Annotated in this window: 12 protein-coding genes, 1 other RNA gene and 1 pseudogene; 10 read left to right on the top strand and 4 right to left on the bottom strand. The window is 45.8% G+C overall.

All coding sequences use genetic code 11. The features are described 5' to 3' along the window. Together ACEW8S_RS07310 and ACEW8S_RS07305 are read left to right on the top strand one after the other, a co-directional pair. A partial coding sequence (locus ACEW8S_RS07310; RefSeq protein ID WP_373517508.1) for an alkaline phosphatase family protein occupies positions 1–1,402 on the top strand: 1,402 nt, incomplete at its 5' end. A gap of 90 nt (positions 1,403–1,492) precedes the next feature. Beyond that, positions 1,493–1,846 (top strand): transmembrane 220 family protein, encoded by a 354-nt coding sequence (locus tag ACEW8S_RS07305; RefSeq protein WP_373517507.1) that lies wholly within the window; start codon positions 1,493–1,495, stop codon positions 1,844–1,846. A 19-nt stretch (positions 1,847–1,865) separates the two neighbouring features. Here ACEW8S_RS07305 and ACEW8S_RS07300 read toward each other — a convergent pair whose 3' ends face one another. Then, positions 1,866–3,785: a DNA polymerase III subunit gamma/tau gene (locus tag ACEW8S_RS07300; protein ID WP_373517506.1), complete on the bottom strand. Its 1,920-nt coding sequence runs from the start codon at positions 3,783–3,785 to the stop codon at positions 1,866–1,868. A 99-nt stretch (positions 3,786–3,884) separates the two neighbouring features. Here ACEW8S_RS07300 and rnpB point away from each other — a divergent pair. Further along, an RNA gene (gene rnpB / locus ACEW8S_RS07295) (RNase P RNA component class A) lies at positions 3,885–4,203 on the top strand. Between the two features lie 60 nt (positions 4,204–4,263). Here the strand turns inward: rnpB and ACEW8S_RS07290 are convergent. Further along, positions 4,264–4,677: pseudogene (locus tag ACEW8S_RS07290) on the bottom strand (RsmD family RNA methyltransferase); the annotation flags it as partial. On the opposite strand from ACEW8S_RS07290, the gene ACEW8S_RS07285 reads away from it, so the two are divergent. After that, positions 4,619–4,753 (top strand): hypothetical protein, encoded by a 135-nt coding sequence (locus ACEW8S_RS07285; protein WP_373517505.1) that lies wholly within the window; start codon positions 4,619–4,621, stop codon positions 4,751–4,753. The pseudogene ACEW8S_RS07290 and the gene ACEW8S_RS07285 overlap by 59 nt on opposite strands. Here ACEW8S_RS07285 and ACEW8S_RS07280 read toward each other — a convergent pair. Next, a complete protein-coding gene (locus ACEW8S_RS07280; protein ID WP_373517504.1) occupies positions 4,731–5,606 on the bottom strand; it encodes a DUF3822 family protein in 876 nt (291 codons plus the stop codon). The two genes, ACEW8S_RS07285 and ACEW8S_RS07280, sit on opposite strands and share 23 nt — an antisense overlap. Continuing rightward, the gene (locus tag ACEW8S_RS07275) at positions 5,581–6,234 is read right to left on the bottom strand and encodes a hypothetical protein (protein ID WP_373517503.1); all 654 of its coding nucleotides are present in this window, start codon (positions 6,232–6,234) and stop codon (positions 5,581–5,583) included. The genes ACEW8S_RS07280 and ACEW8S_RS07275 overlap by 26 nt, the downstream gene beginning before the upstream one ends. Positions 6,235–6,531: 297 nt before the next feature. On the opposite strand from ACEW8S_RS07275, the gene ACEW8S_RS07270 reads away from it, so the two are divergent. From ACEW8S_RS07270 to ACEW8S_RS07245, 6 genes are all read left to right on the top strand, one after another. Next, a complete protein-coding gene (locus tag ACEW8S_RS07270) occupies positions 6,532–7,971 on the top strand; it encodes an ATP-dependent RecD-like DNA helicase (RefSeq protein ID WP_373517502.1) in 1,440 nt (479 codons plus the stop codon). A gap of 174 nt (positions 7,972–8,145) precedes the next feature. After that, complete coding sequence (locus ACEW8S_RS07265; RefSeq protein WP_373517501.1) at positions 8,146–8,718, top strand: DUF4126 domain-containing protein; 573 nt, start codon at positions 8,146–8,148, stop codon at positions 8,716–8,718. Between the two features lie 64 nt (positions 8,719–8,782). Next, entirely contained in the window at positions 8,783–9,496 is a 714-nt protein-coding gene (gene kdsB / locus ACEW8S_RS07260) for a 3-deoxy-manno-octulosonate cytidylyltransferase (RefSeq protein WP_373517509.1), read from the top strand. Continuing rightward, on the top strand, positions 9,487–10,188 hold the full coding sequence (locus tag ACEW8S_RS07255) for an HAD family hydrolase (RefSeq protein ID WP_373517500.1): 702 nt from the start codon (positions 9,487–9,489) through the stop codon (positions 10,186–10,188). The genes kdsB and ACEW8S_RS07255 overlap by 10 nt, the downstream gene beginning before the upstream one ends. Before the next feature lie 4 nt (positions 10,189–10,192). Continuing rightward, positions 10,193–11,323 (top strand): iron-containing alcohol dehydrogenase family protein, encoded by a 1,131-nt coding sequence (locus ACEW8S_RS07250; protein WP_373517499.1) that lies wholly within the window; start codon positions 10,193–10,195, stop codon positions 11,321–11,323. Between the two features lie 7 nt (positions 11,324–11,330). Beyond that, the gene (locus tag ACEW8S_RS07245; RefSeq protein ID WP_373517498.1) at positions 11,331–11,867 is read left to right on the top strand and encodes a 1-acyl-sn-glycerol-3-phosphate acyltransferase; all 537 of its coding nucleotides are present in this window, start codon (positions 11,331–11,333) and stop codon (positions 11,865–11,867) included. Positions 11,868–12,374 lie beyond the last annotated feature (507 nt).

Here is a 12,374-nt window from a genome sequence, read left to right as displayed (position 1 = left end):
TTTTGAACAGCCCCCTAGAACCCTATTCATGAAAAAAACTGTAGTCATAAATGTGGTGGGCCTCACCCAACGCCTTATCGGTGAGCATACCCCCTTTATCGAATCTTTTTTGAAAAAGGGCAAATCCGCCTACATCCATCCCGTACTACCGGCCGTTACCTGTTCGGCGCAGTCCACGTATCTGACCGGCAAACTGCCTTCAGAGCATGGCATCGTCGGGAATGGATGGTATTTTAAGGACGAATGCGAGGTGAAATTCTGGCGGCAATCCAACAAACTGGTACAGGGGGAAAAGATTTGGGAAAAGCTTCAGAAGGCGGATCCCCATTTTACCTGCGCCAATATGTTCTGGTGGTACAACATGTATTCCACAGCCGAGTATGCGGTAACTCCACGGCCCAATTATTTGGCCGACGGACGTAAAATCCCCGATATCTATTCCCATCCTGCGGAATTGCGGGATACCCTACAAACGGAATTGGGCCAGTTTCCGTTGTTCAATTTTTGGGGGCCGAAAACCTCCATCAAAGCCAGTAAATGGATTGCCGATGCCGCCATACGCACCGATCAAATTCATAATCCGACCCTATCTTTGGTATATCTGCCCCATTTGGATTACAACCTGCAACGCCATGGTATCGATTTCCAGAAAATCAAAAAAGATCTCAAGGAAATCGATGGTGTGGTAAAGCAACTGGTCGAACACTTTCAAAAAAGGGATACGAACATCATATTATTATCCGAATACGGAATCACCGACGTTAAAAATCCCATTCATTTAAATCGGATTTTACGTTCAAAGGGCTTCTTGGCGATTCGTGTGGAAAGGGGATTGGAATTATTAGATGCCGGTGCTAGCCAAGCATTTGCCGTGGCCGATCACCAGATTGCACATGTGTACCTAAAAGATCTGTCTGTTAAACCAGAAGTAAAAGCCTTGCTCGAAACCGTTTCGGGCATAGAAAAAGTGCTTTCCGGCGAAGCGATCATAGCAGCCGGTCTGAACCACGAACGCTGCGGCGACCTAGTGCTGCTTGCGGATGCCGATTCATGGTTTACCTACTATTTTTGGCTCGACGATGCCAAAGCACCCGACTATGCCCGTATGGTAGACATCCATAAAAAACCTGGATACGATCCCGTTGAAATGCTGACCGACCCGAAAGATTATCTGGTGATGGCGAAAGTAGGGGGAAAGCTGCTAAAAAAGAAACTAGGTTTTAGGACCGTTTTGGACATCATCCCCTTGGATGCCACCCTGATAAAAGGTTCTCACGGGCGCGTCCCGGAAGACAAAGCCGATTACCCAATCCTGATTACCAACGACACTACCGCCGACTTTAAGGATGAAATCGATGCGACGGATGTTTTTGGAATTTTGGAGGCGCATATTGTGAAATAGTTGATCAGGTTAGACGATAATTTGCCTATATTCCGTGCCATAAACCAAAAGATTTTTTGATGGACCTGTAAGCGCTACAATTTGAATCCTATGAAAACTTTCTTTAAAATCTTCGCAGTCATTTTTACAATACTGTTCACGTGGTCAGGTTATCTGCAAAACAACGACCCCGATGCCCTGTTATGGTATACCATTTACGGGGTGGCCGCGCTGGGATCATTATTGTTCGTACTCGGTCGCTTGCCCCATATAGCCGCCGCCCTTTTATGCTTGGCCTATTTGATCGGAGGTTTCATATCATGGCCCGAAACTTTTGAGGGCTTTGAAATCGGTGCGGGGGATATCGTAAACATCGAACGTGGGCGAGAGGCTTGTGGGTTGCTCATTGCTTCTGCGGTGTTTTTGGTGTATGCGCTGAGGATTCGTTACAAAAAACGCTTTTAGCTTAACGTAACACTGAATATCACAAATCCAAATCAAAAGTCTGTCGCAACAGGTCAATAACGGGATTTTTCTCCCGTAATTTTTCATACTTCTCCTCGGGGGTAAAGGCGAACTTTTTGGCGGTCTCTTCGTTTACGGTAATACGTAGGGATATGAAGTGGTTTTTTAACTGGTGTTTGAGATGTACCATCAGGTCGTATTGTTCCCTTTCTACCTCTTTTTTCATGGTGTCGTTGGGCAGTTCTATCCAGATAGTGGTTTTGTCGAACATTTTGGGTACATCGGTGGTAAGGCTCGAAGCTAATATTTTCTGGCCATCGCCATATATTTTTTCCACGAAATCTGCCCAATGCTTTTGCATTTCTTCTTCGGTAAAGGCCTCATTGGGCAACTGACTTTCGTCGATTTTTTCGTCTTTTTTTGAGAGTTGATGCTCTTTTTTTGCTTTAAGGCTTGAAATGGATAGGGCCGAGACCCTCTTGGAAGCCAAATCAAGTTGTATTTTTTTTAGGGGATCGGCCTTTTTGATTTCTGTTTTTAACGAGGGTTCGGCAGTCTGAACATGGGATTCATTGAAAACATCTTGCGTGCGCTCTACCCGGATCTCATTAATTTGTTCCGACGTTTCATTGGCTGCAACTTCGGTGTGCTTTTCAGATTGCTCCGTAATTTGCGCTTGGGGCGCATTGACGGCAACTTCCTTGTCGTTTTTTTCCTCTTCCGTAGCTTGCTTTACCGATTCATTGGCAGCGATTTGAGTGTCTTTTTCCTGATTTTCCGCACTATTCCCATTTTTTCTATCTTTAAAATAGGAAGCGGGAACAATAGTGTCAACCCCAGAACCACCGGATGCTAGGTATTCAGGATTTTTTTTTTGCCCATCGAAATCGATGGAGGCCAATTTCATTAGCGTAAGCTCGACCAAAAGCCGCTGGTTCTTGCTGGTCTTGTATTTTAGGTCGCAATCGTTGGCCAGATCCAAAGCCTTCAGAAGAAAGGGGTTGGCGGTCTTCTTGGATTGCTCTAAATAACGTGCTTTGGCAGTATCGCCTACTTCCAGCAAGGCTATGGTGGCCTGATGTTGGCATACCATGAGGTCGCGGAAATGCGATGCCAGTCCGCTTATAAAATGGTGGCCGTCGAAGCCAAGGGACAAGGTCTTGTTGAAAAGTAATAATAGGTCGGGAATATGATGCTGCAAAATAAGGTCGGTCGCGGAAAAATAGGTATCGTAATCGAGTACGTTGAGGTTTTCGGTAACCGCTTTTCGGGTCAGTTGCTTTCCTGAAAAACTGACGACCCGGTCAAAAATGGAGAGGGCATCGCGCATGGCACCATCCGCTTTTTGGGCGATGATATGCAGGGCATCGTCCTCGGCCTCGACCCCTTGTTCCTTGGCGATGTATTTCAGGTATTCCGCCGCATCATTGACCGTAATCCTTTTAAAGTCGAATATTTGACAGCGGGATAATATTGTCGGTATGATTTTATGCTTCTCGGTGGTGGCCAAAATAAAAATGGCATGTTTCGGAGGCTCTTCCAAGGTCTTTAAAAAGGCATTGAAAGCGGATTGCGATAACATATGTACCTCGTCGATGATGTACACTTTGTATTTGCCGACCTGTGGGGGAATACGGACCTGATCGGTCAGGTTCCGGATATCGTCGACGGAGTTGTTCGAAGCGGCATCCAGTTCAAAAATGTTAAAGGCAAAATCCTCATCTTTTTTTTGCTCGGTACCGTCTTGGTTGATCTGTTTGGCCAAGATCCGCGCGCAGGTAGTCTTACCTACCCCACGGGGGCCACAGAACAGTAGGGCTTGGGCCAAATGGTGTTGTTCGATCGCATTGGTGAGGGTATTGGTAATAGCCTCTTGCCCCACTACATCCTTGAAGGTCTGGGGTCTGTATTTCCGTGCCGATACGATAAAGTGTTCCACTGGGCTTGTTTGTTGCAAATATAAAAATAGCCAGCCTTCTACAAGGGTATTTCAAGGGGATTAAATCCTTTTTTATCAACAATTGGGCTACCTTTGCCATAAGCAGGCCGCCCTATCGCGGTGACCTTAGCGGTCAACGAGGAAAGTCCGGACACCATAGTGCGGCATAGCGGGTAACACCCGTCTCCCGATGCTACATCGGGACGGACCAGTGCAACAGAAAGAATGTACAGGTTATGCTGTAGTGAAATCAGGTAAACTCTATGTGGTGAAACGTCATGTAAATCGGTGTTCGAGGGCTGCACGTCCGAGCCGATGGGTAGGCGGTTAGAGCCTTTGGGCAACCAAAGGCCTAGATAAATGATAGGGGCTACGCTCTCTGTGTAGCACAGAATCCGGCTTATGGCCTGCTTTTATTAAAAAAACTAAAAGAACTCCCCCCGTACTTTCGCGTCTCGCTAAAGTGATCGAGCCGTGACAGATCCATCCGGCTGGTGTGTTCTATGATCAAAGTGCCATTTTCCAGTAGCAGGTTCCGCTCGAATACCAATCCCACCATTTTTTCGAAATCCTTCTCGACCATATCGTAGAACGGGTCTGCAAAAATAATATCCGCTTTGGCAGTCGATTTTTCCAAATAATCGAAAACATCACTTTTGAAAGTCGTAATACCCAAGTCCATTTCCTCCGAAATACTATCGATAAAACGTATGCATCCCGAATCGGCATCCACAGTGGTGATATGTTCCGTGCCTCTTGAGGCAAATTCGTAACTGATGTTGCCAGTGCCTGCAAAAAGGTCGATGACCGAAATATCCGCAAAATAGTAGCGATTGTTCAAGATGTTGAAAAGGGCCTCCTTGGCCATGTCGGTAGTGGGGCGTACGGGCAGTTTTTTAGGCGCCGAAATGCGTTTACTCTTGAATCGACCGGATATGATGCGCATCAAAGGGCGTTTAGTACTGTGAAATCAATGCTTTCTTTGTGTGAATCCGGCAGAGAATACGCTAGGGCGTGAGGAGCGAAAATGGCCACGTTTCGTATATACTGGTAACACAGCTCATAGATATCGTCATCTTCCTCGATATCGCCGAAAAGTTTAACGGTGATGGACGCGGTATCAAGTTGCAGCTGCTCTAGGGTAAAGAGTAGGTAGTATAGAAAATCTTCTTTGGTGACGAAACTAAAATTGTTGTACAGCAGTAGTTTGTTCTGGCCGATGACGGTAACATCCATCTGTCGTTCGAAAACATACACATAGCAGACCGGTTCTTTGCCATGGACCTGCCTATCAGCCAGGTGAATCGGTTCGCTGCGCAACCGGGTGTGCTTGTTCAGCAGCGATTCAACCATTACGGTGCCGTGATGTTTAAAGGTAAACGCGCCGAAAAGTCCATAAATGTAATTATTGATGTTCACAAAGGGAACATATACATTGACAAGACCGAAAGGGTGTATTTCATCGTAGGCTATGTGGTCATTGGCCAGTATCTTGGTGTTGAACTTTACGTAGTTGGCCAATTCACCGGTATCAAAAAAATGCGCTGGCACGAACCCGAACAGGTTGTTCCGATGTACCACGACAATTTCAGGAAACTGGCTTTGGTCTATCTTATGCTCCTGAAAAAGCTGTTGCAATCGTTTTAGGATGGCATAAGGGGTAAGCTGTTTCGCAAAAACCACGCTTTCGGACTGGATCACGGTATGCCCGGTAGTATCCAGAATACAAAAAGAAAGTCCATTCAAGCTGACCTGAATGGACAATTTAGTATGATTTTCCACTGGGATGCCCCTATTATTGTTGATCTCCTCTTCCGTCATAGATAGGTGGCCAATTTCCGCTGGTACTGACTTCGGAAAGTGATCCGACCGTGATCCAGTTTCCGTTCACCTCGTCCACACCGATTTGTGAGTTTTCGTTATCCAAAAGGGTTTTGGGCTGATCGTATAGCACCACCTTTTTTTCGACCTTGGCCTCGAACACTTGGGCTTGAAAGCCACTTTTATTAACTACGTTGGCCTCCATTTGAAATTCTGCATCACCTTCCGCGCCAGGTACTTTGGCAAGGTTCTTATAACGTCCGTCTTCCCCGAAGAGGGAATCCTTTACGGACACCGTACCCAAGGTATCGATGAGCCTGACCTCCTTCAACATATCGATCTGATAGGTCTTGTCATATTCCATATATGACGAATCCCTTTGTTGGGTGATGGTGTAATTTGCCGTATCGATAAATTTGATCAGGCTATTGAAGTCTTTGGCATATCTTCGGTTGACCGTTTTGTAGGCTTCCTGAGCAGCACGGATATCCTTTAACTTTGCAATTACCTGCGCAAAACGCTCCTGTTTTACTTCATTAAAGCGGATGGGTCCTGTAACGGATTGATAGATAAGATAGCCCAAGCCTATACAAACTATCCAAAGTACGATTTGAATTACGGTTTTCATTTCTTAGTGTTATTAAATTTAGTGGTTAAGAGCCTACGTTGTAAAAATCGGGACGCACAATTCGTTTATCCCAATTTAATTTGCAACAGCCCCTAACACAAATCTACAATTTTTTTTCAATCGTAAAAGTTTTTGACCCAAAAATACCGATTGTGACTTTTTTCCGCTTTGGTACTGTCCTTAATCCAAACAGTTAAAAGGCGGATTTTTTGTTCCGATGACGCCCTTAAACTATGTATCGTTCCTTGCAAAGTAGGGAATATCGGAAGTCCGTCGGAGTTCATTATCTTTGCCGCTATGGCTTCATTGACCGAAACTTCTTTTTACAATATATTAAAGGATAAATTCCCCCATGAGCCTACCCCGAAGCAATCGGTGGCGCTACAAAAATTTGCGGGATATATACTTTCCAAGGATAAGGACAAGGTGTTTTTGTTAAAGGGATTTGCCGGTACCGGAAAAACGACCTTGGTCGGTACTCTGGTCAACAGTCTCTGGAAAACGACCCAAAAGTCCGTGCTAATGGCACCAACGGGAAGGGCGGCCAAGGTCATGGCGAACTACGCGAACAAACAGGCGTTTACCATCCACAGAAAAATATATTTTCCCAAAAAACAGCGGGGAGGGGCCATACATTTCGAGTTGGCGCCAAACAAGCACCGCGATACTATCTTCATTGTTGATGAGGCGTCGATGATTCCCGATGCGCCGAGCGATTCAAAACTTTTTGGGAACGGTTCCCTGTTGGATGACTTATTGATGTACGTGTACTCCGGTCATAACTGTAAACTGATTTTAATAGGGGATACCGCACAATTGCCTCCCGTGCACCTGGATTTAAGTCCTGCCTTGGATGCCGATAAGTTACGTCTGAACTATAATAAGGAAGTCATCAAACTGGAATTGGACGAGGTGGTGCGCCAAGCGGAAGACTCGGGAATACTGGTCAATGCGACCCTGCTTCGCGAGCAATTGCAAAATGGATTTTGTGAAGCCTTCAAGTTCGATGTCGATCCCTTCAAGGATATCGTCAGGTTGGTGGACGGTTACGAAATACAGGAAGCCATCGATTCTTCCTACGCTGAAAATGGGAAGGAAGAGACGGCTTTTATCGTCCGTTCGAACAAAAGGGCGAATTTGTACAATGAGAGCATCCGCAGCCGGATACTGTTTCTGGAAAACGAATTGGCCGTAGGCGATTATATGATGGTCGTCAAGAACAATTATTTTTGGTTGGAACCCAAGTCCGAAGCCGGATTTATCGCCAATGGGGATATTATCGAAGTCCTAGAAATTTTCGCCATCAAGAATTTATACGGATTCCGCTTTGCCGAGGTGCTTGTGAAAATGGTCGATTATCCCAATCAAAAACCCTTGGAGACCGTGCTGCTATTGGACACTGTAATGGCGGTTACCGCCTCATTGTCCTATGAAGACGGTAACCGATTGTACCAAGAAGTGATGATGGACTACGCCGAAGAGAAATCCAAATACAAAAAATTCCAATCCGTAAAGAACAATAAGTACTTTAATGCCTTACAGGTAAAGTTCTCGTATGCCATAACCTGTCATAAATCGCAAGGAGGACAGTGGGATACGGTTTTCGTAGAACAACCCTATCTGCCCAATGGGGTGGACAAAGAATACCTGCGCTGGCTTTATACCGCCGTTACCCGCGCCAAAAAACAGTTGTTCCTGATCGGATTCAAGAGCGATTTTTTTGTTGGGGGGGAATGATTTAAATTCGTGGATATTGGACATAAAACAAACGGAAGTGAATTATTCAAGGTTTAATTCTGCCTTTGGCAGGTTTAAAGTTCAATGAAAAAAATAATTTTGAACCTTAAACAGCTACGAAGTAGCGATTGAACCTTGAATTTGTATTTGATATTTGAATTTGAGTTTTAAAAAATGACCTCCGAAACTATTATCAGCATATTTTTAGGTATAGGCCTCGCCGCCTCCGTAGGCTTCCGCGTCTTCTTGCCCCTGTTCGCATTGAGCTTGGCCTCGTATTCCGGACTTTGGGAACTGAACGATAGCTGGCAATGGATCGGTAGTCTTGCAGCGGTCATCGTCCTAGGTGTTGCCACGGTAGTTGAAATTTTCGCCTATTTTATTCCTTGGGTGGACCATCTTTTGGATAGTTTTGCAGTGCCTTTGGCGGCCATCGCCGGTACGGCCGTCATGGTATCGACGGTAGCCAACCTCGATCCGGTAATCACCTGGTCGCTAGCGATAATCGCAGGCGGAGGCACGGCGACCGCCATAAAAGGAGCCAATGCCGCAGGCCGGGTTGCCTCTACTGCCACAACGGGGGGATTGGCCAACCCCTTGGTTTCCACCGTGGAGACCGGTACGGCCATTGTAGTTGCCGCCGCTTCCATTTTTGCGCCTATAGTTGCAGCGGTGTTGGTCATCATCATCCTGTTTATCATTTTTAGGATATATAGGAAAATAAGGCCGAGAGTGAATGGACAATGAACTGCAACCTCCAACCTATAATTATCAATCAATAATCAATAATTCCCCAGTGAAGATAATCGCCATGATTCCCGCCCGCTACGCGGCATCCCGCTTTCCGGCCAAGTTGATGCAAGATCTTTCCGGCAAGCCCGTGATTTTGCGTACCTATGAAGCCGCAGTTAGAACGGAACTTTTCGATTCGGTCTATGTAGTTACGGATAGTGCCGTAATATTCGATACCATAACCGAAGCCGGGGGCGAAGCCCTGATGAGCCAAAGGGAACATGAGTGCGGCAGCGACCGCATTGCCGAGGCTGTAGCGGATTTGGATGTCGACATCATCGTTAACGTACAGGGCGACGAACCTTTTACCGATCGTGCGAGCTTGGCAGGTGTTTTAGAGGTGTTCCGCAGCGATCCGAATCGGGAAATCGATTTGGCCTCCCTTATGGTAAAGATTACGGATAAGCAAGAAATCGCCAATCCCAATACGGTCAAGGTCATCGTAGATAACCGGAATTTCGCGTTGTATTTTTCACGCTCCCCGATCCCCTATCCCAGAAATCAAGAAATTGACGCTACCTATTATAAGCATAAGGGCATCTATGCTTTCCGGAAAAGGGCGTTGATGGATTTCCAGCGCTTGCCGATGCTGGCGTTGGAAGCTACCGAAAAAATCGAGGCCATCCGCTATTTGGAGTACGGAAAAAAAATCAAGATGGTTGAAACGAACGTCTCGGGCATAGAGATCGATACCCCGGAAGACCTGAAAAGAGCGCAAGAGGCATGGAAGTAGATTTTAGTAACATTAAGGTCATCGGGTTCGATGCCGACGACACCCTTTGGGTCAACGAAACCTATTTTAGGCAAACCGAGGAGGCCTTTGCAGCCCTGTTGGAAGGCTATGAGACCAAGAACACGATCGATCAGGAACTGTTCAAGAAGGAAATCAAAAATCTGGAACTCTATGGCTACGGCGTGAAGGGATTTATGTTGTCCATGGTTGAATCGGCCCTTGAAATCTCGAACAACCAGGTTTCGCAGGCAACGATTTTAGAAATATTGGATCTAGGTAAAAAGATGTTGGATCAGCCTGTGGAATTGTTGCAAGGGGTGCCCGACGTTTTAAGTACGTTGAAGGATAAATACCGGTTGATCGTTTTGACAAAAGGGGATTTATTGGATCAGGAACGAAAATTGGAACGTTCCGGTCTTTCCGAATATTTTCATCATGTCGAGGTTTTAAGCGATAAGAAAGAAGAAAACTACCTACATTTGCTAAACCATTTGCAAATCGGGGTCGGGGAGTTTTTGATGATCGGGAATTCCCTGAAATCCGATGTCCTGCCCTTGCTTGGTATAGGGGCACAGGCGGTACACGTTCCGTTTCACACCACGTGGAAGCATGAAGAAGTGTCAATTAAGGAAAACGGCTACAATTACTTAAAAATTAGTAGATTGCAGGATATACTGGCCTATTTGAAGTAAATTTATGGAGTTAAAAAGAGATATTGCTGCGATACCCATGTCCGTTCCAGGCACCAAAAGGAAGTTTAAAAACTTTCCAATGGTGCCCTTTGTGGTATTCGGTAGGGGATGTTTCGATCAGTTGGGAGACATCCTGATGTCCCAAAGAAAACATTCCGATGCCCCTTTTATTTTTTTGGTGGACGATGTTTTTGAGAAAAAGGAACTGGCCGCCAGAATTCCCTGCATCTTCAACGACCAGCTTATTTTTATCTCCGCAGATGTGGAACCAAGAACGACACAGGTGGATGCGCTCGTAAAAAAGATCCAAAACGATTTTGATGAACTTCCCTCCGGTATTGTAGGCATTGGTGGAGGTACCGTGCTTGATTTGTCCAAAGCAGTCTCCATCATGATGACCAATACCGGAAGGGCTGATGAGTATCAGGGCTGGGATCTGGTGAATAAACCTTCCCTATACCACGCCGGTATCCCGACCATCAGCGGTACTGGGGCGGAAGTGTCAAGGACTACGGTGCTATTGGGGCCGGAAAAGAAATTGGGTATCAACTCCGATTACACCACATTCGATCAGGCGTTACTTGACCCGGACTTGACCAAGGGTGTCTGCAAATCACAATGGTTTTACACGGGTATGGACTGTTTTATACACTGTATCGAATCCCTTAAGGGTACCTATCTCAACGCCTTCAGCCAAAGTTATGGCGAAAAAGCCTTAGAGCTCTGTAAAGAAGTCTTTTTAGAAGAGCTCGAACCGGCGGAAAGCCGCGATAAACTGATGATGGCCTCGTGGCACGGCGGCATGAGCATCGCCTATTCCCAAGTCGGTGTGGCGCACGCCATGAGCTACGGCCTTGGTTTTCTGCTGGGCGTAAGGCACGGAATAGGCAATTGCCTTGTTTTTCAACATCTGGAGGAGTTTTATCCCGAAGGGGTAGCCTTGTTCAACACGATGAGCCAAAAGCACAATATTGAATTACCAACGGGTATTTGCGCCAACCTCGACGACAATGAGTTCGATACCATGATCTCGGTCGCCATGGGCATGGTGCCGCTCTGGGAAAATGCCCTTGGTAAGGATTGGCGCAAAGTCATTACACCCGAAAAATTGGAAACTATTTACCGAAAGATATAGGTTTTCCATGCAAAAACTCGCCCGATTCACCTACTTCAAACTGCTGGGCTGGAAGTTGATCGGTACCTTTCCCGGCCACCTCGATAAATTCGTAATCATCGTCGTACCCCACACCAGCTGGATCGATTTTTTTCTGGCCCTTCTGATTCGGAAGGTCTGGAACGAACAGATCAATTTTATCGGTAAAAAAAGCCTTTTCGACTCCCCTTTCGGATGGTTTTTTCGATGGACCGGCGGCGCGCCGATCGATCGTAGCAAGAGCAGCGATACCGTTACCGCCACCGCCAAAATTTTTAAGGATAGGGAAAAATTTCGCTTGGCCCTGTCCCCGGAAGGTACCCGAAAAAAAGTGGGCCAATGGAAAACCGGATTCTACTACATCGCGAAGACGGCCAAGGTCCCAATTGTAATGGTTGCCTTCGATTTTGGCAAAAAACAGATTAAAGTATCGGAACCCCAGTATACATCGGACGATAAACCCTCGGATTTTGCGGTTTACGCAGCGTTCTTCAAAGGGGTACAGGGTAAAGTTCCCCGCCACTAAATCTTAAATTCCCCATTCAGGATTTCTTTGGATCGTATCTAAACGAATAAACACATCCCCTCCTACAGATCTTTTAAGAATTACCTCCAAGAAAGTTAATATTAGTTAACAATTAGTTAAAGAGTTCTTAAGTAGGGCGTGCAGTTCATCGATAAAATACTGTCAATGAGCGATTATGGTGATGGATTTCCATTGAGAGTTTCTATCATTAACCACGTATAAGTTACCAGAACACCCAAATTCTTACACTTTACTTCGTCTACCTGCTAATTTTTGAATTCGTGCCGTAACAGATAGGGTCCGGGTTCAAACCAAACCAACATTTTGAGTATGTACCAGCCCCACGTAGTTCTGTGGTGCGCTTTTTTCGGCGTACCCTTGCTTTTTATTTTCCAGAGTTTCCTTCTGAGGATTACACATCCTAGCAATATCCTGCATGCTCTTTTCAAATCGCTGTTTACCTCGCATTTTGTGTTCTGGCAAGTTCTAGGCATTCCCAAGATTTTA

The sequence above is a fragment of the Pricia sp. genome (assembly GCF_041745955.1).
Lineage (GTDB): Bacteria > Bacteroidota > Bacteroidia > Flavobacteriales > Flavobacteriaceae > Pricia.
This window is presented reverse-complemented; position numbering and strand designations above follow the sequence as displayed.